At 67.2% G+C, this 18,979-nt stretch carries 20 protein-coding genes; 2 read left to right on the top strand and 18 right to left on the bottom strand.

The annotated features are described in order from the left end of the window. Nucleotides 1-81 precede the first annotated feature (81 nt). The 17 genes from pcaC to AC6CHY_RS17820 all read right to left on the bottom strand — a co-directional run bounded on the left by pcaC (nucleotide 82) and on the right by AC6CHY_RS17820 (nucleotide 15,589). Entirely contained in the window at nucleotides 82-489 is a 408-nt protein-coding gene (gene pcaC, locus AC6CHY_RS17740) for a 4-carboxymuconolactone decarboxylase (RefSeq protein WP_498227592.1), read from the bottom strand. Beyond that, nucleotides 486-1,301, bottom strand: coding sequence for an alpha/beta fold hydrolase (locus tag AC6CHY_RS17745; protein WP_498227594.1), 816 nt, complete (start codon nucleotides 1,299-1,301; stop codon nucleotides 486-488). Before AC6CHY_RS17745 ends, pcaC begins: the two co-directional genes overlap by 4 nt. Further along, nucleotides 1,298-2,707, bottom strand: coding sequence for a lyase family protein (locus tag AC6CHY_RS17750; RefSeq protein WP_498227596.1), 1,410 nt, complete (start codon nucleotides 2,705-2,707; stop codon nucleotides 1,298-1,300). Before AC6CHY_RS17750 ends, AC6CHY_RS17745 begins: the two co-directional genes overlap by 4 nt. A 172-nt stretch (nucleotides 2,708-2,879) precedes the next feature. Next, the gene (gene pcaG / locus AC6CHY_RS17755; protein WP_498227598.1) at nucleotides 2,880-3,473 is read right to left on the bottom strand and encodes a protocatechuate 3,4-dioxygenase subunit alpha; all 594 of its coding nucleotides are present in this window, start codon (nucleotides 3,471-3,473) and stop codon (nucleotides 2,880-2,882) included. A 1-nt stretch (nucleotide 3,474) separates the two neighbouring features. Further along, nucleotides 3,475-4,308 (bottom strand): protocatechuate 3,4-dioxygenase subunit beta, encoded by an 834-nt coding sequence (pcaH, locus tag AC6CHY_RS17760; protein ID WP_498227600.1) that lies wholly within the window; start codon nucleotides 4,306-4,308, stop codon nucleotides 3,475-3,477. A gap of 58 nt (nucleotides 4,309-4,366) precedes the next feature. Next, nucleotides 4,367-5,563, bottom strand: coding sequence for a 4-hydroxybenzoate 3-monooxygenase (locus AC6CHY_RS17765; protein WP_498227602.1), 1,197 nt, complete (start codon nucleotides 5,561-5,563; stop codon nucleotides 4,367-4,369). 239 nt (nucleotides 5,564-5,802) lie between these two features. Next, a complete protein-coding gene (locus tag AC6CHY_RS17770) occupies nucleotides 5,803-6,438 on the bottom strand; it encodes a TetR/AcrR family transcriptional regulator (protein WP_498227604.1) in 636 nt (211 codons plus the stop codon). Beyond that, a complete protein-coding gene (locus AC6CHY_RS17775) occupies nucleotides 6,428-7,174 on the bottom strand; it encodes a tyrosine-protein phosphatase (RefSeq protein ID WP_498227606.1) in 747 nt (248 codons plus the stop codon). Before AC6CHY_RS17775 ends, AC6CHY_RS17770 begins: the two co-directional genes overlap by 11 nt. Then, complete coding sequence (gene phnE, locus AC6CHY_RS17780) at nucleotides 7,174-8,007, bottom strand: phosphonate ABC transporter, permease protein PhnE (RefSeq protein WP_498227607.1); 834 nt, start codon at nucleotides 8,005-8,007, stop codon at nucleotides 7,174-7,176. The genes AC6CHY_RS17775 and phnE overlap by 1 nt, the downstream gene beginning before the upstream one ends. Next, nucleotides 7,994-8,767, bottom strand: a complete 774-nt coding sequence (gene phnC, locus AC6CHY_RS17785; protein ID WP_498227609.1) for a phosphonate ABC transporter ATP-binding protein — start codon at nucleotides 8,765-8,767, stop codon at nucleotides 7,994-7,996. Before phnC ends, phnE begins: the two co-directional genes overlap by 14 nt. A 71-nt stretch (nucleotides 8,768-8,838) precedes the next feature. Further along, nucleotides 8,839-9,741, bottom strand: coding sequence for a phosphate/phosphite/phosphonate ABC transporter substrate-binding protein (phnD, locus tag AC6CHY_RS17790; RefSeq protein WP_498227611.1), 903 nt, complete (start codon nucleotides 9,739-9,741; stop codon nucleotides 8,839-8,841). A gap of 262 nt (nucleotides 9,742-10,003) precedes the next feature. Beyond that, a complete protein-coding gene (locus tag AC6CHY_RS17795) occupies nucleotides 10,004-11,050 on the bottom strand; it encodes a sulfate/molybdate ABC transporter ATP-binding protein (protein WP_498227613.1) in 1,047 nt (348 codons plus the stop codon). Then, the gene (locus AC6CHY_RS17800; protein ID WP_498227614.1) at nucleotides 11,047-11,898 is read right to left on the bottom strand and encodes an ABC transporter permease; all 852 of its coding nucleotides are present in this window, start codon (nucleotides 11,896-11,898) and stop codon (nucleotides 11,047-11,049) included. The genes AC6CHY_RS17795 and AC6CHY_RS17800 overlap by 4 nt, the downstream gene beginning before the upstream one ends. After that, nucleotides 11,876-12,670 (bottom strand): molybdate ABC transporter substrate-binding protein, encoded by a 795-nt coding sequence (modA, locus tag AC6CHY_RS17805; protein ID WP_498227616.1) that lies wholly within the window; start codon nucleotides 12,668-12,670, stop codon nucleotides 11,876-11,878. The genes AC6CHY_RS17800 and modA overlap by 23 nt, the downstream gene beginning before the upstream one ends. After that, the gene (locus AC6CHY_RS17810; protein ID WP_498227618.1) at nucleotides 12,667-13,077 is read right to left on the bottom strand and encodes a TOBE domain-containing protein; all 411 of its coding nucleotides are present in this window, start codon (nucleotides 13,075-13,077) and stop codon (nucleotides 12,667-12,669) included. Before AC6CHY_RS17810 ends, modA begins: the two co-directional genes overlap by 4 nt. Nucleotides 13,078-13,523: 446 nt before the next feature. Further along, on the bottom strand, nucleotides 13,524-14,357 hold the full coding sequence (locus AC6CHY_RS17815; protein ID WP_498227620.1) for a PIG-L deacetylase family protein: 834 nt from the start codon (nucleotides 14,355-14,357) through the stop codon (nucleotides 13,524-13,526). A gap of 482 nt (nucleotides 14,358-14,839) precedes the next feature. Continuing rightward, nucleotides 14,840-15,589, bottom strand: a complete 750-nt coding sequence (locus tag AC6CHY_RS17820; protein WP_498227622.1) for an IclR family transcriptional regulator — start codon at nucleotides 15,587-15,589, stop codon at nucleotides 14,840-14,842. Nucleotides 15,590-15,889: 300 nt separating this feature from the next. On the opposite strand from AC6CHY_RS17820, the gene betT reads away from it, so the two are divergent. Next, on the top strand, nucleotides 15,890-18,094 hold the full coding sequence (gene betT, locus AC6CHY_RS17825; RefSeq protein ID WP_498227643.1) for a choline BCCT transporter BetT: 2,205 nt from the start codon (nucleotides 15,890-15,892) through the stop codon (nucleotides 18,092-18,094). 18 nt (nucleotides 18,095-18,112) lie between these two features. Here betT and AC6CHY_RS17830 read toward each other — a convergent pair whose 3' ends face one another. Continuing rightward, nucleotides 18,113-18,673 carry a CGNR zinc finger domain-containing protein gene (locus tag AC6CHY_RS17830; protein ID WP_498227624.1) on the bottom strand — a complete coding sequence of 187 codons (561 nt, stop codon included), beginning with the start codon at nucleotides 18,671-18,673 and terminating at the stop codon, nucleotides 18,113-18,115. Between the two features lie 14 nt (nucleotides 18,674-18,687). Between AC6CHY_RS17830 and AC6CHY_RS17835 the strand changes: the two genes are divergently transcribed. Beyond that, nucleotides 18,688-18,909 (top strand): hypothetical protein, encoded by a 222-nt coding sequence (locus AC6CHY_RS17835; protein ID WP_498227626.1) that lies wholly within the window; start codon nucleotides 18,688-18,690, stop codon nucleotides 18,907-18,909. The last annotated feature ends 70 nt before the right edge of the window (nucleotides 18,910-18,979 follow it).

Below are 18,979 nucleotides of genomic sequence, written 5' to 3' on the forward strand. Positions count from 1 at the left end.
CGGACGGGCACCAAAAAGCGACGGACCCCGACGATTCACCTGAATCGATCGGAGCCCGTCGCTTTGTATTTGGCTAGATGCCTACTTGGCGTCCTGTGCGGCGTATTCGGCCAGCACCTTCTTGCCGATCTTGAACGCGGTGTTGGCCGCGGGCACGGAGCAGTAGATGGCCGACTGCAGGAAGACTTCCTTGATTTCGTTTTCGGTCATGCCGTTGCGCAGGGCTGCGTGGACGTGCATTTCCAGTTCTTCCCAGTAGCCGCCGGCGATCAGTGCGGTCAGCGTGATGGCGCTGCGGGTGGTGCGCGGCAGTCCGTCGCGGGTCCAAATGGTGCCCCAGGCGTAGCGGGTGATCATTTCCTGGAACTCGTCGGTGAAGTCCGTGGAGTTCTCGGTCGCCCGTTCCACGTGTTCGGTGCCGAGGACCTGCTTGCGGACCGTCAGTCCGGCGTCGTAGGTGTCGCCGGGCAGGCGGGAGGCGGCGGTCATGCGATTTTCTCCTGGGAGATCGAGGCGAAGAATTCGTTCAGCAGTGCGGCGGTCGCCTCCGGGTCCTCGGCCGGGGCTAGGTGTGCGACGGTGTCGATCGTCGCCGCCTGGGCGTTCGGCGCGTGTTCGGCGATGAACTGCGCGTCGGCCGGAGGGCAGACGGCGTCGTGGGCGCCGGCGATGGCAAGGATCGGGTCCTTCATGGAAGAAAGCGCCTCGCGCAGGTCGAAGCCGGCCAGCGCGCCACAGACGTGGGCGTAGGCGAACCTGTCGGCGTCCTGCAGGTTGTGCAGCAGGTCGGTGGACACCACCGGGTTGGCCTCGATGAAGCCGGGGGCGAACCAGCGCGCGGCCGAACCGGCGAGCACCACCGGCGTGCCGGCCTTGGCCACGAGCTCGGCGCGTTCCGTCCAGCCCTCGGGGGTGCCGATCTTTGCCGCGGAGCAGATGACCGACAGCCCGGCAAAGGCGCCGGGGAAGTCGTTGGCCAGCTGCAGGGCGATGGCCCCGCCCACGGAAACGCCCGCGTAGAACAGCGGGGCGGCGGGGGTGAGGACCTTGTCGGCCTCCAGCGCCTGGACCATCGAGATGACACCGGCGGCCAGCTCGGCCATGGAGAATTCCTCGGTGGAGGGAGCGGATTCGCCGTGGCCGGGCAAGTCCCAGGCCACGAGCTGGAAGTGCTCCTTGAGGAACGGCACGGCCGGACCCCACAGGGCCAGCGAGCCGGTGCCCAGCGAGGGGCCCAGCACCAGGGTGGGGAGGTCGGCTGCCGAATGCAGCAGGGACGGGGTCAGGGTGGGGATGCTCATGAGTCCTTCCAATCTGTGAAGTCTTCGCGGATACGGGTGATGAAGTCGGTGGCCGAGCCCAGGTAGCCGGCCGGGTCCAGCAGGTCATCGAGGAACAACTGGTTGTCCATGTCGGAGGGCAGTGCGCCCTGCAACAGGGTGCGCAACGGGGTGCCCGTGCGCAGGGATTCAAGGACCAGCTCCTGTACAGCCGCCTTGCCGCCGGCAACCAGGGGTGCCACCACGGTGGAAATGCGTTCGGAGACCAAAAGCTCCCCGGACAAGGCCATGTTCCGGGCCATCGCCTCGGGGTGCACGCCCAGTCCCGCGGCCAGGGTTGCCGCGTGGTGTGCGGCACCGCCGGCCAGGCGGACCAGCTCGCGCACCGAAGCCCATTCGGCATGCCAGCCGCCGTCGGGCCGTTCGTCCACGGCGGTGCCGGCGGCGGTGTAGAGCGCGGCGACGTGGGCGGGGGCGGAGAGTGCCGCATTGCGCAGCAGTACCGAGTGCACGGGGTTCTGCTTTTGCGGCATGGCCGAGGACCCGCCCTTGCCGGCCTCGCGGGGTTCGGAGAGCTCGCCGATTTCCGGTCGCGACGCGGTGAGCACGTCGGCGCCGAAGGTGCCGGCGGCGGCGATGACCGAGCCCAGCGCGGAGCCGAGCCCCAGCACGGGTTGGCGCACGGTGTGCCACGGGGCGATCGGTGCCGCCAGGCCGAGTTCGGCCGCCAGCGCCGCGGTGAGCTCGTGGGCGCGTTCGGCCAGGCGCTTTTCGGACTTGTAGGGCAGAGCGGAACCCAGGCGCTGGTGCAGCGAGGCCAGGGTGCCCACGGCCCCGCCCCACTGCAGCGGCAGGGAAGCGGCGACGGCATCGAGCTGGCGCCCGGCGGCGGTGAGGGATGCCAGCCAGTTGGCGGCGCGCAGCCCGAAGACTGTCGGCAGCGCGTGCTGGGTCAGCGAGCGCGCCGCGCACAGGGTGGAGGCGTGCGCGGCACTGATCTCGGACAGGGCGCCGGCGGCGGCGAGCAGATCCGTGCGGATGGCCGCGATGGAACGGGAAGCGATGAGCATCAGCGCGGAATCGATGATGTCCTGGCTGGTGGCCCCGCGGTGCAGGGCGGTGGCGGCGGTTGCCGGGGCGCCGGATTCGGCGAGCTGCTTGCGCATCATGCCCAGCAGCGGGATCAGCGCGTTGGCGCCGTCCGGGCCCGCGGCGGCCAGGGCGCCCAGGTCGTAGAGCTCGACCTTGGCGATCCGCTCCACGGCCTGCGCATCCGCGGAGCTGCACAGCCCGGCCTCGGCCTGGACCTTGACCCAGGCTGCCTCCACGTCGAGCATGCCCTGGGCGAAGGCGGCGTCCGAGGCGGTCTTCGCCACGGGCGTCGCCGCCCATGCCGGGGTCAACAATCCGTAATCGGCCGGGTACATGGGCGGTGCTTCTCCTGTGGGTCTGTGGTTACGGGGGTGGTGCTGGCGGTGGGGGGCTTGAACCCCACAAAACCCCCGCAGCGCGGGAGCCCGCCTTTTCCATCATCCCGGTTTGGGAGGGGATCGGCGAGTTCCGTGGCGCACGGGGGTCACATGCGGGATGCGGCGTTGGCTAGCTCTCGCGCGGGTAGGAGAGGAACACGGTTTCGTCCTCGCCCTGCAGCGAAATGTCGAAGCGCAGCGAGCCGTCGGCCTCGCGGGTGGCGATCAGCGTCTTGCGCTGTGCCTCGTCCAGCGAGGAAAGCAGCGGATCCTTGGCCAGCGCCGCGGTGTCCTCCGGCAGGTAGATGCGGGTGAACAGGCGGTTGAGCAGGCCACGGGCGAAGACCGTGAGCATGATGAACGGCGCCTTGCCCTCCTCGGTGGCCCCGGGGTTCAGGGTGGTGAAGGTGTAGTGCCCGACGTTGTCCACCGCGGTGCGGCCCCAGCCGGTGAAGGTGTAGCCGTCGCGCACCAGCGAGCCGTCCTGGGAGACCACGTTGCCGTGCTCGTCCGGCTGCCAGATTTCCAGCAGCGCGTCGGGGATGACGGTGCCGGCGCCGTCGGTGACAACGCCGTGCAGGCGCACCGCTCCGGGGCGGGCCTGGTTGACCAGCTCGTTGTCCTTCGTAAAGGGCAGGGCATAGCCGTAGAACGGGCCGATGGTCTGCCCCGGCGTGGCGGCGAGCTTGAGTGCGGGGGCCTGGGTGTTGGGTGCCTGTGCCATGTTAGTGATCTTCCTCTTCGTCTTCCATCCAGGTCCGGTTGCTGCCGGTGAGTACGATGTCCCAGTTGTAGCCGGTGGCCCATTCGTGGGACGTGATCGAGTGGTCGTAGGTGGCGACCAGGCGGTCGCGGGCGTCCTTGTCCGTGATGGCCTGGTAGATCGGGTCAAGGGAGAAGAGCGGGTCGCCCGGGAAGTACATCTGGGTGATCATCCGCTGGGTGAAGTCGGTGCCGAAGAGCGAGAAGTGGATGTGCGCCGGGCGCCAGGCATTGTGGTGGTTCTTCCACGGGTACGGTGCCGGCTTGATGGTGGTGAAGGAGTATTCGCCGTTGGGGCCGGTGATCGCACGTCCCACGCCGGTGAAGTTCGGGTCGATCGGGGCCGGGTGCTGGTCGCGCTTGTGGATGTAGCGTCCGGCGGCGTTTGCCTGCCAGATTTCCACCAGCTGGCCGGCGACCGGGCGGCCGTCTCCGTCGAGCACGCGCCCGGCCACCACGATGCGCTCGCCGATGGGCTCGCCGTTGTGCTGGATGGTCAGATCCGATTCCAGGGCGTGCACGTCGCGCTCGCCGAAGGCGGGGGAGTGCAGCTCGATGGTCTCGGGGTCCGCGTGGTGCAGGTTCTTGGTGGGGTGGCGCAGCAGCGAGGAGCGGTAGGGGGCGAAGTCGATGCGCGGCTGCGTCTCGGCCTTCATCCCGTCGACGACCGACTGGCGGTAGGCCGCGTGGGTGTCGGTGATTTCCTTGCTGATGGATTCCTGCGAGACGGTCGTGGCGGCGGGGTCCAGGACGTGCGAATCGTTGAACGTCTCGTTCGCGGTGGTTTCGGTGCTCACTGCGTGCTCCTTTCGGTGGGGCGTGCGGGGGTGGTGAAGGGGATGAACGGGGGCGGGGCTAGGCGTGCGGCCAGCCGGTGTAGGACTCGGCCAGGTATTGCTGTCCGTAGCGCGAGGAGGTGACGGTGTCGAGCTCGCCCAGGGCGCGCTTGGCCATGAACGGGTCGGCGTTCACCGGGGTGTGCAGCATCGAGGTCATCCAGTAGGAGAAGTTCTGCGCCTTCCACACGCGCTTGAGCGCCTTGTCCGAGTAGCCGTGCAGCAGCTCCTCGTTTCCGCTGGAGTAGAAGGAGTCGAGGGCCTCGAAGAGCACCTTGACGTCGGCGAACGCGAGGTTCAGGCCCTTGGCGCCGGTGGGCGGGACGGTGTGCCCGGCATCGCCGATCAGGAAGAGCCGGCCGTGGGAGAGCGGCTCGCGCACGAAGGAACGGAACTTCAGCACGGTCTTGTCGAAGATGTTCCCGGTCTTCAGGGTGAAGCCGTCCGGTCCGTCGACGCGGCGCTGCAGCTCGTTCCAGATGCGGTCCTGCGACCAGTCGTCGACGTTCTCGTTCGGGTCGCACTGGAAGTACATGCGCTGGACGGTCTCGGAGCGCTGGGAGATCAGCGCGAAGCCGTGCGGGGAGTTGGCGTAGATGAGTTCATGGGCGGACTTGGGTGCCTCGGTGAGGATCCCGAACCAGGCGAAGGGGTATTCGACCTTGAAGTCCCTGCGGTTGGTGTAGGGCATCTGCCGGCGGCAGAAGGAACGCGAGCCGTCCGCGCCGACCAGCACGTCGCAGTGCACCTCGAACTCGGCGCCCGAGTCATCGGTGAAGCGGAACTTCGGGGTGTCGGTCTGAAGATCCAGCAGCTCGGTGACCTCCGAGGAGTAGCGCACGTCCCCCGCGTCGCGCTTGCGTGCCGCGGCGAGGTCGACGAAGACCTCGTTCTGCGCGTAGAGGGTGACGGTGGCGTCGACCAGGTCGCGGAAGTCCAGCGGGTGGGATTCGCCGTTGAAGCGCAGGTCGATTCCTGCATGCTCGTCCCCGTGGGTGAGCACGCGTCCGTCGACACCCGAGTCCACCAGCATCTTCACGGCCTGGGACTCGAGGATTCCGGCGCGGTGGGTGTTGCGGATGGTCTCGTGGTCGCGTGACTCGACGACGATGTTCTCGATGCCGGTCTTGGAGAGAAGGTGCGAGAGCATCAGGCCGGCGGGGCCGCCGCCGACGATGCCTACCTGGGTCTTGAGGATGGTGCGCGCTGTTGCCATGGGGGGATCGCGTTCCTTCGGTGCGGGGGATCGGAGGGCGGCAGCGGCACGTCATTGTGCGGTGTGCGCCCGGCAACGATCCCTGGGAGTGGGGTCTCTGCATCCAGTCTGTGGGCGCGGCCACCAAACAACCACGACCATCCCATTGAATGAGAATTCCTCGGTGGGGATGGCGACCCCGGGCCGATACCTCGGAGGAACCGGAACCAGCCGGCCCCGGCAAGGGGTCCGGCTGGTTCCTAGGTCGCGGCTAGGCCGCGGAAGAGCATGCGGATGGCCTCGCCGACCCGGGCCCGGCTTTCGTCACTCCCGCCATCGGGGCGAACCACGGTCTGGTAATAGGTGGCGCCGTTGATGAGGTCCAAGGCGACCTCCAGGTCGGCATCGGCCCGGATTTCCCCGGTTTCCTTGCCTCGTTCAAGAAGGGCGAGGGAGGCAGACCGGCGCCGGCGGACGTGCCGTTCCCAATAGGCCTGCTGCAATGCCTTGTCCCGCAGGCCCAGTGCCAGGCGCTGGTTGATCAGCCGATTGCCCTCCACGGAGGCATCGATCTCCAGCATGACCTGTTCGTAGGTTGCGACCATGGTCTCCAGGACGGTGTCGCGCATGACGTGCTCGATCGACCGACGGTCGGCGTCGAGGGCCGCGACGACGACGGCCTGCCGGTTCTCCCAGCGCCGGTAGATCGCGGCGCGGCTGGCGCCGCTGCGCTCAACCAGTTCGGAGAGGGTGAAGTCCTCTCCCACAGGTTTCTCGCGCAGCAGGTCGACGGCGGCGCGCAGAACCCGTTCCTCGATGGCCGAGTCGCGTGGGCGTCCCACGGGTCGGGAATCGTTGACGGCTTGGTCCGCTGCGTTCGCGGTATCAGTCTTCAACGAGTCGCTCCCGCAGCCGATGGGTGGTGTCGGCATTGAGTCCCGCACGCTGCAGGATGGCGACGGGGCCGCCGTCGCGTTCCAGCTCGGCGAGCATGCCCGCCATGCTGCCGGCGTGCGCCCCGAGCATCGGGTGGCCGGCGGCCCGCTCCGGGTAACCGTCGAGGGCGACAGCACTGCGCATGGCCTCCAGGCGGGCCAACACCGCCGGGACATTGGCGTGGGTGGCGGCGTAGTCCTCGATGATTGTTTCCGGTTGTGCGCCGAGCACCGAGAGGATGGCAGCGGCCAGGACTCCGGTGCGGTCCTTGCCCGCGGCGCAGTGGAAGAGCACGCCCCCGGCGGCGTCGGCGATCAGGGTCAGCGCCTGAACCAGCTGCGGCGCGCGGCTGAGGAACAATCGTGCGTACCAGGAGCCGACGTCCTCCGGGGTCTTGGTGGACGCGAACAATGCCGCCAGTGCCTGCGGGTCGGCGGAATCATCGGTGAGCGGCAGGTGGTGCCGGGCCAGCAGGGGTCCGTCCGCGGGGCCGCTGCGCTCCACTTCGCCGGCCGAACGCAGGTCCAGGATGGTGCCCAGCCCGGACGCGGCGAGAGCGGCGATCTGGTCGGCCGGGGCGGACGTGATGTCATCGGCGCGCCACAGCATCGCCGGGCGCACCCGGCCGCCGGCCACGGGCAGGTGGCCGAGGTCGCGCAGGTTTGCCAGGGGGGAGACCAGGGGTGTGAGTGTCATTAGCTCAGCTTCTTTCTGACCATTGCGCTGGCGCGGTCGATGATGGTCACCAGGACCACGATGGAAATGATGATGGCGAACATGTGGCCGTAGTCGTACAGCCGCATGGCGTTGGTCAGTTCCAGGCCGATGCCGCCGGCGCCGACCAGCCCGAGCACCGTGGCACCGCGGACGTTGCCCTCGAAGAGCAGCAGGGTGTAACTGACCAGCAGCGGCGAGGCCTGCGGCAGCACGCCGTAGCGGATCACCTGTCCGCTGGTGGCCCCGGAGACGCGCAGTGCATTCAAGGGGGCCTCGGGCACCGATTCCATGGACTCGGCGTACATCTTCCCGATCGAGCCGATCGAGCCGAGGATGATCGCCAGGATTCCGGCGAACGGGCCCAGGCCCACGGCCGAGACGAACATGAGCGCGAAGATCAGGTCGGGTATCGACCGCAGGATATTCAGCACGCCGCGGGTGAGTGTGTAAAGCCAGGCGGGTGCGATATTCGAGGCCGCACCGAATGCCGCCAGCAGAGACAACAGGGCACCGATCAGGGTGCCGACGACTGCCATCTGCACCGTCTCGGCCAGCAGGTCCAGCACGATGTCCATCTTGTCGAAGGTTGGCGGCCACATCCGCACGAGGTAGTCGCCCATCTTGGGCAGACCCTCGGCGAGGCGTTGCAGGCTGAATCCGGATCCGGCCATGGACCACCAGACGGCGCCCGCGGCCACGGCCAGGGAGATGATTCCCGAGGCGCCGGGGGCCTGGAAGGGGCGGGCGAGCCGCAACCTGTCCCGCTCGTCAAGGGCCGGGAGCCGGGCGGGCTTGCTGTCAGTGCTCTTCATCGTCTTCGCGTTCCTGCCCATAGATGTCGGTGACCATGTCCTGTGTCAGCGCCTCGACCGACCCGGTGTGCCGTACCTGCCCCGCCTCGAGGGCGATAAACCTGTCGGCGAAGCGGACTGCCAGATCCACGACGTGGAGGCTGACCACCACGGGAATGCCGTCCTCGCGCGCAATGCGGCGCATCAGCCGCAGCACGGATCCGGCCAGCCGCGGGTCCAGCGACGCCACGGGTTCGTCGGCCAGGATGATGCGCGGCTCCTGCGTCAGTGCCCGGGCAATGGCCACGCGCTGCTGCTGTCCGCCGGAGAGGCTGTCCGCCCGTTGGCGGGCCTTGTCGGCCAGTCCAGCCCGGTCCAACAACTCCAGGGCGCGTTCGCGCTGCCGCCGCGGGAAGATTCCCAGGGCGTTGGCCGGGCCGGCGTCGTGGAGCCCGCCGGTGAGCACGTTGGTCAGTGCGCTGAGCTGCGGAACCAGATTGAAGTGCTGGAAGACGTAGCCGACCTTGGAGCGAAGCCGCCTCAGATCGGCCCCGGATGCCCCAATCACGTCCTGCCCGTCGATGGTCAATTGCGTGGCTGAGGCCGGGGCCATGCCGGTGGCGGCCTTCATGAAGGTGGATTTGCCGGAGCCCGAATGCCCAAGCAACGCCACGACCTCGCCGGGGCGCACGTCCAGGGTGAAGCTCTCAAGGGCGGTGAAGCCGTTGGGATAGGTGACGCGCAGGTCCTTGGCGACCAGCACGGGCGCGGGCAGATGCATCCCTTTCCCTGCGCTGGAATCGAGGCCGGGGCGCTTTGCTGCCGGATGTTCCGCCGGGGGAAGGTCGAGGGTCACCGCATGTCCTTGAGGTCAACGCCGACGTTCTCTGCAACCTTCAGCAAAGGCTCATAGGGTGCGATGCCGGGGTTCTTGACGTACTCGGTGGCTCCGCCAAGCGTGAGGATCTCCGGGTTGTTGGTCATCTTTTCCGGCAGCGTATCCAGCAGCTGCTGGCGGGTTTCCTCGGGCAAGTCGGGGCTGACCACAATGCCGATGCCAACAGGGATGGGGGCGGTCTCGCCGATCAGCTGCAGGTCGCTCTTCTTCAGGGCGCCGGATTCGATGATCCGATCCGCGATGGAGGAGCAGGCGACGTCAACGGAGCCGTTGACCATGGCCAACAGTGCCGAGTCGTGGCCGCCGGCGAAGGCGGATTCGTAGTCTTCCCCGTCAACCAGGCCGTTGTCGGCCAGCAGGGACTTGGGCATGAAGTAGCCGGTGGTGGATCCGGGGTCGACGAAGGAGACGGTCTTTCCGGCGACGTCAGCGATCGATTCGTTGCCGCTTCCGGGCTTGGCATAGCAATACGATGCAGGCTTCGTTGCGTCCTTGTTCCAGACGATGAGCGGATCCACCGAGCCGTTCTTGACGGCCAGGGCGGTGGAGAACGGGCTCATGACCGCCACGTCGACGTGGCCCTGGCGCACGGCCTCGACTACCCCCAGGTAGTCGGCAGGCATCTCGCGAGAAACTTCCTTTCCCGTGGCCTCTGCGATGAAGCCCTGGATGACCTTGGCTTCGGAGAGGATGTCAGGGTCGTCGGTGCCCGGGGGCATTGCAAAGACCAAGGTGTTGTCGGCGGCGGCTGCATCGGCGGCGGATGTGGCACTGCCGCAGGCGGAAAGGGCGAACGTGCCGGCAGCGAGTATGGCTGCGGCGCAAGCAAGGCGTTGGGCGCGTTTGGCGGAGGACATGAAAGGGCCTTTCTCGAGTGTGGGGTGTCGGGCCGTGGTGATGCCTGGGCCCGAATCGCTGCCGGCGGGGAACTGCCGGCATTATCGAGAATGGCGGTCCGATATTGCCGAGAATTACGAGAACGGAAGACCCGAAATGTCGTTGAGGTGAACATTCAACGACACTGATCCAAGCGACGCTTTCGAAGTCCGTTTCTTGCCTGTTGCGGCGGTTCCCGCGGACCCATTTTCAGTCCCGGCGTAGCGGGTGGGCTCCGGAAAATCAGGCGGCGTAGATGGTGACAGCGGTGGCCTTGAGCACGAAGTAGGCGCGGGTCCCGGGCACCAGTCCGAGGTCGGCGAGTGCGGCCGGGGTGATGTCGGCGGCCAGCTCCCCGGCACGCACCCGGATGGCGTCGCCGTGCGGCTCCAGGTCGGTGACGGTTGCCTCGAGCATGTTGCGCGGGCTGCCGTGCGGTGGATCCAGGTATACCGAAACGGCGGAAGCGGGGAATGCCGCTGCCGCTGGCTCGCCGTGGACCAGCTCGGTTTCGCGGGTGCCGAAGATCCGCCCGAAGGCCGTGTCGATTCCTTCCCCGTGGGCGGTGCCGGTGACCAGGTTCAGCCCGGCGAGCCCTGCGGCGAAACGGGATCGCGGCCGGCCAAGCACGTGGCGGGTCGGGCCCGCTTCGGTGATGCGTCCGTTCTCCAGGATGACGACCTTGTCGGCCAGCATCAGCGCATCGAGGATGTCGTGGGTGATGATGATGGCGCTGCGGTCGGCGAGGACATGTTTGAGCAGCCGGCGCATCAAGGGCGCGGCGTGGATGTCCAGGGCCGCCATGGGCTCGTCGAGCAGCAGCAGGTCGGGTCCCGCCGCCAGCGCCCGGGCGACCGCGACCCGCTGCGCCTGTCCGCCGGACAGTTCGCCGGGCTTCCGTGCGGCCAGGGTCTGGGTGTCCGTGGCTTCAAGCCACCGGCGGGCCACCACCCTGGATTTGGCCGCGCCGGCGCCCTTGCTCCGCGGCCCGAACGCGACGTTCTCGAGCACGCTCAGGTGCGGAAAGAGCAGGGGTTCCTGCGCAAGCAACGCGGTGCCCCGCGCGTGCGGCGCCACCCAGTGCGGGCGCGCGGAGTCGAGGTCAAAGAGCGTGCGCCCGCCGATGGATGCCGTTCCGGATTCCGGGCGCAGCAGGCCGGCCATGATGGAGAGCAATGTCGACTTGCCGGCCCCGTTCGGTCCCAAGACCGCGAGGGTCTCGCCCCGGGCAAGGTCCAGGGAGACGTCGAAATTCCGTTCGGTGAGTGTGGCCTCGAAGTGGATCGTCACCCTGCCGCCCCCGGCCTGGCCATCTTCGAGCGGGTGCTGCCATAGGACAGGGCCACCACGATGACGGCCACGGCAACCAGGACCAGGGACAGCGCCACCGCTGCATCGGCGTCGGTCTCGCGCTGCAGGTAGATCTCCAGGGGCAAGGTCCGGGTAACACCCTGCAGGGATCCGGCGAAGGTCAGCGTGGCCCCGAACTCCCCGAGACTGCGCGCAAAGGAGAGGACCGCGCCCGAGGCCAGGCCAGGCAGCACCAGCGGAAGGCTCACCCGGCGCAGTACCGTGGTCGGCCGTGCACCCAGCGTTGCTGCAACGGCCTCGTACTTTCCGCCCGCGCTGCGCAGCGCGCCCTCGAGGCTGACGACCAGGAAGGGCAAGGCAACGAAGGTCTGGGCCAGGATGACGGCGGTGGTGGAGAAGGCGATCTGGATTCCCGCAATCTCAAGGCTGTGGCCCAGCAGGCCCTGGCGCCCGAAGGTGTAGAGCAGGGCGATGCCGCCCACCACCGGCGGCAACACCAGCGGCAGGAGCACGAAGGCGCGTAGCACCCGCTGGCCGGGGAAGTTCCCGCGGGCCAGCACCAGCGCCAGCGGGACGCCCAGGACGATGCACAGGGCGGTGCTTGCCGCCGAGGTGCGCAGGCTCAGGCCCAGCGCCGTCAGCGAGGATTCCGAGGTGATCAGGGGGATGAATTGGGACCACTTGACCTTGGCGAGCATGGCCACCAGCGGGAGCAGGACGAACAAGGCGCCGACACACGCGAGGGCATAGATCCACGGGGGAACTGCGGTGTACCCGGCCCCGCAGCTTCTGAACTTCGAGCGACTACGGAGTTCCGAAACCGGCATCGGTGAGGACCTTCCTGCCTTCGGGTCCGGCCACGAATTTCGTGAACGTATTGGCCAGATCCTTGTTGGGGCTGGTGGCGACAGTGGCGATGGGGTAGGCGTTGATCGCCGTCTTGGACTCGGGGAACTTGATTCCCTTGACCTTATTGCCGGCGGCCAACACGTCCGTGACATAGACCAGCCCGGCATCCGCTTCGCCGCTGGTCACCTTGCCCAGCACATCGGTGACCGAGGATTCCTCGCTGACGGGTGCAAGGGGCGTCTTCGTGGATTCTTCCACGGCCTTGGCGGCGATTCCGCAGGGCACTTGGGGCGCGCAGATGACGACCTTCACCCCCTGGCGGGCAAGGTCGGCAAACGTGGATATCGAGGCCGGATTGGACGGGGGAACCACAATCTCCAGGGTGTTGGACGCGAAGTTCGCGGGGGAGCTAGCCGCGAGGCCTGCTTCGGAGAGCTTTGCCATGTTCGTCGCGTCAGCGGAGGCAAAGACGTCCGCTGGCGCTCCGGCGGCGATCTGTGTGACCAGATCGGAGGACCCGGCGAAGCTCAGGTTGATCCTTGTGCCCGGGTGGGCGTGCTCGAAGTCGCTGGCCAATTGCGTGAACGGGGCCTTCAGCGAGGCGGCTGCGAACACGGTGATGTTCCCGGAGAGAGCGTTGGAAGGGTTCGAATCCGCGGTGCCGGGCGACCCGGCGGAGCAACTGGCAAGCCCGATGCCCAACGCCGAGGCCATGATGAGGAGCGCCGGCATTTTGCGTAGCTTGCTCATATCGCGCTCTTGCCTTGCGGGGATTCTATGATGACGGTGGTTGCCTTGACCACGGCCGTGGCAATCGAGCCCAGCTCGAGTCCCAATTCCCGGGCGGCTTCGCTGCTCATCAGGGAGACGACGCGGAAGGGGCCGCATTGCAGCTCGACCTGCGCCATGACGGTGTCCATCGTGATGCCCGTGACCAATCCGACGAATCGGTTGCGCGCGGAAGAACCGGTCGGCGAGGGATCGTCCGGCAGCTGCGCCTGGTTTCGCGCGATCTGCGCGAGCTCCAGCCCGTCGACGGCCAGCCTGCCGGAATTGTCCTTGTGCGCGGTGAGGTTCCCGTTCTCAGTCCAGCGGCGGATTGTGTCGTCACTGACCCCGAGCAAGCGTGCGGCTTCTGCGACTCGAATTTTCGGCATATCCCCATGATTCCTCATTTGCGGAACTTTTGGGCGTTTTTCGTCTTAGTTTCGGACCGATCCCTCTTTGTACGAATCCTGGAAACCAAGAGCGAAGGGGGAGGGTCAGGAACATTGCGTCGATATCCGCGAGACCTGCGCAGGCCCGCTTCCGCGCATGTGTGGAGTGCGGATTGGTCGCGGAAGGCAACATTCCCCAGCAACTCTCGAAGGTTCCCCTGTCCGGATTTGCTTAGACCGTCAATTCTGCATACCCAATGGACGCGACGTCGTTCGGGCAGGGTGCCTCCCCGACGGCAGCCCGTGCAAAAACATTCCACCGCGGAACCTGCCCCTGTTGTCACGGACGGTGCTACGGACTCCCGCCAAATTCCGTACGAGGAGGCCTCGGGATCGACCCGGATTTTCTCGATCCCGGAAATACATCGACGGCGGTGCAGCCTGGGTCAAGCCATCTCGATAGACCGCACACCCAGCGCATAATCGCTCCCGGCCGCCTTGCCGGTCCGGCGGAGGATTGCCGTGACCAGTTTTTCAGGCGGTTCGTGGTCCGGGAGGGCGGCAAGATAGGCCTTGTGCGCGCCGAGCGAGGCGACTGCGCGGTCCACCGACTGCTTGCTGACGGGTATGGCGTGGGTGTCTTGGGAACCGGCGACCAGCAGCAACGGGACTGCCCACGCTTCGGACCCCTCCTCCGTGCGCTGGGTGCGAAAAAGCCAGGGGTTGTCGGCGTCCCGGATTGCGTCCACGACGGAAAGGCCCGCAACCCTGTGGTCCACGTGGTTGATCCCCCACGGGGTCTCCAGGTCCCAGGTCATGGTCACGACCACATCGGGTTTGAACCGGCGGATGTGGTGGACTATCCGCTCCCTCAGAGCAAGCCCCGGTTCCAGCAGCCCATCGGGAAAATCCAGGATGGCCAGATCGGCAACCCCCACGATTTCGCAGGCGCGCTTTTGCTCTTCGGCACGCAGCGGGCCCGCGATTCCCGGGGCCATCGTGCGTATGCCTGCTTCGCCCGAGGTCAGCAAAAGGTAGCCCACCTCGATGCCCCTGGAAGTCCACTCGGCCACGACGGCCGAGGCGCCGTACTCCATGTCGTCGGGGTGCGCCACCACGCACAGCACGCGTTTGACGGCTGAATCGTCCAGGATCGGAAGCTGTCCAGCCGGTTCAAGATCTACCGGAATTTCGGAATCGTTGCCCATTCCTTGAGTGTAGGTGCTTTGTGCACCGGGCGGACGGTCGTCGGGGGATCGCCGCTTTCGGGTGACGGTCATGACGGGCAGTTACCTCCACCTGCGGAGGCGTGGGCACCATTGTTCAATAGGTACACAAAAGTGCGCCAGGTACACAGGAACTTCCATGGGTGAACGGATTCCAACGAGGAATCTTTTTCGGCCAACTGCCAGAGCCGAGTCGCCGCAGCTGATCGGCCGGGCTGCTCGATGAGTTCGCCTACGGTCTGCCGATCCGACCTGGCGCTCCCGGCCTGCTCACCATCTTTACCGGTGCTCGCGGCATCGGCTAGACCGACATGCTCGGCGAGGCCGAGGATGTCGCCCGCGCCCAAGAAAGGGTGGTGGTGTCAGAGACTGCCACGACAGGGCTTCGTGGCTGAATCGGCGAAGCGATGCGCGGCGGCCGAAGAATTGGTGTTCCCATCCGTAGTCCGGAGGCACCGTTGGTTCCCACTGCCCTACGGCCGTTGAGCGCCGTCGTTCGGCCAAGTTCATGGACTCCCGGGTGCGCTGCCTGCGCGTCAGTTTTCCGTGGCAGGGCCGAGCGCGCGCGAAATGCCGCGTGCCGCGGTCTGCAACGCCATGACCGCCGCCGGCAGCAGGTCGGACCCGAGGGGGACCACCACGGCCAGCACCGCCAGGGCGTGGCCGCGGTCGTCGAGGATCGGAACCGCCGCACCGGTGGTGTCGGTGTCGATGAACCCGTCGAAGGTCGCGTATCCGGTGCGCCGGATTTCGGCCAGTTCATGCCGCAGCCTGGGGTGCTGGCCATGCATGGTGTCCCCGTGGCGTTCCAAATACCCTTCCAGCACATTGGCGGGGGAGTGCGCGAGCAGTGCCATGCCCATGGAGGTCAGGTGCACCGGCATGCGTCCGGCCACGTTGGCCTGGTTGACCACCGAACCGGGGCGGGAGAGCCGCTCGATGACCAGCACGTCGTCCTCGTGCAGCACGGCGAGCTGGGTGTTTTGCCCCACCAGCTGGTTGATGTCTTCCATGAAGGGCAGCGCGGCCTGGCGCAGGTTCAGCGTGGAGGCGCTGCGGTTGGCCAGTTCCCACAACCGCAGCCCGAGACGCACCTGCCCGTCGGAATCGCGTGCCAACAGTCCGTGGGACACCAGGTTCTCCAGCAAGCGGTAGGTGGTTGCCCGGGGCACGTCGGCCCGGCGGGCCAGTGCATTGACGGTCAACGTGGGGTTTTGCGCGTCAAAGGCATCAAGGATCCGCACGAGGCGGTCCAGCATCGAGTCCCCGCTCGGCGAATTGGCCATGAAACCACTGTAGAACAGTTGGAATGGACCGTTGGCCGCAGAAAAGCGGACCCGTGGCGGTACCGCGTGGAGATTAAGATAACCGCGGCCAATGTTCCGGATTCCGGCGGACAATGCCTACGATGAGCACAGCAGGCAATCAGGTGCAACAGGTCCATCCGGTCCCGCTTCCTACCGTTTGACTAGCGGTTCCTCAATTCGTGGGCGGACATGTGGCGACACCTGGTCCACAGATCAAAGGAGAACCACGTGGCTGAGCCAGAAGACGGACCGAGGCAATTGCCCGAACGTCCCGAGTCCATGCCGGAGCGGAGCCGCTTCGGCGTCAGCGAACGGCGCAAGGACCCGGTGGCCGAGGAATTCCGTGCCCCGATGACCAGCACCGAGCTGAGCAAGGGGCCCTCCGAGCTCGTCGAGCATCCCGGCCCGAAGGTCAACTGGCGCGTCTTCCTCATCTCCGCCGGCGTCATCCTTGCCTTCTCCATCTGGGCCATCGTCGTCCCGGACAACGCCGCGGCCACCATGCGTTCGATGGTCTCCTGGATCTCCATCAACCTGGGCTGGTTCTACGTCGTCACCGTCACCCTGGTGGTGTTGTTCGTGCTTTGGGTGGCCTTCTCCAAGGAGGGCAGCGTCCGGCTGGGCCCGGACCACTCGCGGCCGCAATACAACCTCTTCACCTGGGTCGCGATGCTCTTCGCCGCGGGCGTGGGCATCGACATGCTCTTCTACTCGGTGACCGGGCCCATCACCCAGTTCATCACCCCGCCCTCGGTCGACCCCGAGTCCGCCGCCGCGGCGCAGGATGCGGTGGTGTGGACGATGTTCCACTACGGCATCGCCGGCTGGTCCATGTATGCGCTGTTGGGCATGGCGATGGGCTACTTCGCCTACCGCTGGGGCATGCCGCTGTCGATCCGCGCGGCCCTCTACCCGTTGCTGGGCAAGCGCGTGCGCGGGGTGACAGGCGACGTCATCGACATCTTCGCGCTGGTCGGCACCGTGTTCGGCGTGGCAACCTCGATGGGCATCGGCGTGGTGCTGCTGAACGTCGGCTTCTCCTGGCTCTTCGGCCTGCCCGAGGGCCTGGCCCTGCAGATCGCCCTGGTGCTGGTGGCGGTCATCATGACCATCGCCGCCTGCACCTCCGGGGTGGACAAGGGCATCCGGCTGGTCTCCGAGCTGAACCTCTGGTCGGCCGCGGCCATGATGCTCTACATTCTGGTCACCGGCAAGACCTCCTTCCTGCTCACCGCCCTGGTGGAGAACATCGGGCGTTTCATCTTCACCCTGCCCGAACGCACCCTGCAGACCTTCGCCTACGAGGACGGCGGGGCCGAGTGGATGGGCAGCTGGACCCTCTTCTTCTGGGCATTCTGGCTGGCCTGGGGCCCGTTCGTGGGGCTCTTCCTGGCCCGCATCTCGCGCGGCCGCACGCTGCGCGAGTTCGTCATTGCCGCGATCACCGCCCCGGTGCTCTGCGACTTCTTCATCGTCTCGATCTTCGGCAACAGCGCCATGAACGAGGTCCTGGGCGGCAACCGGGAGTTCGCCGAGCAAGCGATCTCCAGTCCCGAACACGGCTGGTACGCGTTGCTGGAGATGTTCCCCGGCGCCCCGTTCCTGATCGGCCTGGCCACGCTCTCGGGCCTGCTCTTCTACTTGACCAGCGCCAACTCCGGCGCGATGGTCATGTCCAACTTCTCTTCCTCCATCCCGGACCCCTCGCAGGACGGGGCCAAGTGGCTGCGCATCTTCTGGGCCCTGGTCACCGCTGTGCTGACCGTGGCGATGCTGATTGCCGGCGGGGTGACGACCATGGAGCACGCGACGCTGATCTTCGCGCTGCCGGTGACGATCATCGCCTACCTGGTCATGGCGTCCTTCTCCAAGGTCCTGCGGATGGAGCGGGCCGAGCGCGAGGGCCACGTGATGCGCCGCCGCGCGACGGCGGCGCACGGTGGCGCCGCGCCGGAGAAATCGTGGCGCCAACGTCTGGGACAATTGCGCGCCTATCCGTCCAACAAGGCGGTGGCCCAGTTTGTGGAAAGGACCATCCATCCGGCCCTGGTGGACGTGAAGGACGAGTTCAGGGAGCTGGGCTACGACGCCGTGCTGAGCAGCACGCCCAATGCCAAGACGCACATCGACGAGCACACCCTGGTGGTCCACATGCACGACCACCGCAATTTCCACTACCAGGTGGCAGCGGTCGAGGCCCCGGTGCCCGCGTTCGGTGCCCGCACCATGTCCCGCGAGGTCGACGTGTATTACCGCCTCGAGGTCTTCACCCAGACCGGCACCGAGGGCTACGACCTGATGGGCCTGAGCAAGGAGCAGGTCATCAACGACGTGCTGGACCGCTACGAGGCGCACCTGTCGTTCCTGCAGTACTCCTCCGAGCACGACTATGCCTCGATGCTCACGCCCCCGCGCCCGGCCACCGGCATGATCCCGCAGGTGGACGCGGCTGCCGACGAGGAGGAAGGCAAGGGCCGGGAGTAGCGGGACGCCGCGGGGGACTCAGCCGTTCCGGGCCGCCGCGGCACCCGACCCGGCGCGGGCCCGGTGCCGGCGCACGGCAGCCCGGTTGGCGCAGCGCACCGAGCAGTAGCGCTGGCGGCCGTTGCGGGTGACGTCGATGACCACCCGGGTGCACGGATCCCCGGGATCCTCCCCGGCGGCGCAGCGCCCCATGCGGTGCATGCCGCGGGTCGAAAGGTGCAGTGCCGTGCCGACGCCGATGACCGCCCGCAGCACACGGGGAAGGACCTGGTTCGGATCGCGGTAGTGCAGGTGCCAGCCCTCGTTGTTGTGGTCCACCAGCCGGGGGTAGGCGGCGGCGGCCGCCATCTGCTCGTTGAGCAGGGTCGCCCGCCGGCCGGGGTCGGTGGCATCCACCACGCGCAGCCAGTCCTCGACGACGCCGCGGGTGAGCTCAAAGTCATCGGGTGCCGGGGTGAAGTCCATGGTCATGCCGAACTTGCGCGCCCGGTCGATGATGCCGTCCCGGTTGACTGGCGGGTCGTTGGCCAGCGAGGCCGCGAGCAGGACCGCATATTCGCCGTAAGGGTTGAGGTGCATAAGGACATTACAGCATGCTGGACAGCATGATGCCTATGGATGCCGCCCAAACCCTTGAAGCCACCCGCCAGGTCCCTGCCCACGAACACGCATGGCTGGTCGATTCCGCACACGACACCTCCGACGGGCGGGTGCTGTATGTGCGTTGCGGCGCCGGTTGCGGTGCCCGGCGCATCGACCTCCAAGGCCCGTCCACGCTCCCGCCGAGCGCGCTGAGCAGGGAGTTTGGCAGGTAGCGGGAAGTCCCCGGCCATGTGGGGCGGCGCAGGCAATGTGGCTCGATCCCTTGATGGCCGACCCTCTCGG

It is taken from the genome of Paeniglutamicibacter sp. GQ140 (assembly GCF_059759235.1).

What these genes read in the sequence shown, in the direction of transcription:
- phnC (WP_498227609.1), bottom strand. Translation starts at nt 8,767, where the DNA reads ATGCATCTGCCCGCGCCCGTGCTGGTCGCCAAGGACCTGCGCGTCACC.
- modA (WP_498227616.1), bottom strand. Translation starts at nt 12,670, where the DNA reads ATGAGCAAGCTACGCAAAATGCCGGCGCTCCTCATCATGGCCTCGGCG.
- AC6CHY_RS17835 (WP_498227626.1), top strand. Translation starts at nt 18,688, where the DNA reads ATGCTGGACAGCATGATGCCTATGGATGCCGCCCAAACCCTTGAAGCC.
- phnE (WP_498227607.1), bottom strand. Translation starts at nt 8,007, where the DNA reads ATGAAGAGCACTGACAGCAAGCCCGCCCGGCTCCCGGCCCTTGACGAG.
- betT (WP_498227643.1), top strand. Translation starts at nt 15,890, where the DNA reads ATGCCGGAGCGGAGCCGCTTCGGCGTCAGCGAACGGCGCAAGGACCCG.
- pcaC (WP_498227592.1), bottom strand. Translation starts at nt 489, where the DNA reads ATGACCGCCGCCTCCCGCCTGCCCGGCGACACCTACGACGCCGGACTG.
- AC6CHY_RS17830 (WP_498227624.1), bottom strand. Translation starts at nt 18,673, where the DNA reads ATGCACCTCAACCCTTACGGCGAATATGCGGTCCTGCTCGCGGCCTCG.
- AC6CHY_RS17750 (WP_498227596.1), bottom strand. Translation starts at nt 2,707, where the DNA reads ATGTACCCGGCCGATTACGGATTGTTGACCCCGGCATGGGCGGCGACG.
- AC6CHY_RS17775 (WP_498227606.1), bottom strand. Translation starts at nt 7,174, where the DNA reads ATGACACTCACACCCCTGGTCTCCCCCCTGGCAAACCTGCGCGACCTC.
- AC6CHY_RS17800 (WP_498227614.1), bottom strand. Translation starts at nt 11,898, where the DNA reads ATGCCGGTTTCGGAACTCCGTAGTCGCTCGAAGTTCAGAAGCTGCGGG.
- AC6CHY_RS17815 (WP_498227620.1), bottom strand. Translation starts at nt 14,357, where the DNA reads ATGACCGTCACCCGAAAGCGGCGATCCCCCGACGACCGTCCGCCCGGT.
- AC6CHY_RS17820 (WP_498227622.1), bottom strand. Translation starts at nt 15,589, where the DNA reads ATGGCCAATTCGCCGAGCGGGGACTCGATGCTGGACCGCCTCGTGCGG.
- AC6CHY_RS17745 (WP_498227594.1), bottom strand. Translation starts at nt 1,301, where the DNA reads ATGAGCATCCCCACCCTGACCCCGTCCCTGCTGCATTCGGCAGCCGAC.
- AC6CHY_RS17810 (WP_498227618.1), bottom strand. Translation starts at nt 13,077, where the DNA reads ATGCCGAAAATTCGAGTCGCAGAAGCCGCACGCTTGCTCGGGGTCAGT.
- AC6CHY_RS17765 (WP_498227602.1), bottom strand. Translation starts at nt 5,563, where the DNA reads ATGGCAACAGCGCGCACCATCCTCAAGACCCAGGTAGGCATCGTCGGC.
- pcaG (WP_498227598.1), bottom strand. Translation starts at nt 3,473, where the DNA reads ATGGCACAGGCACCCAACACCCAGGCCCCCGCACTCAAGCTCGCCGCC.
- phnD (WP_498227611.1), bottom strand. Translation starts at nt 9,741, where the DNA reads ATGTCCTCCGCCAAACGCGCCCAACGCCTTGCTTGCGCCGCAGCCATA.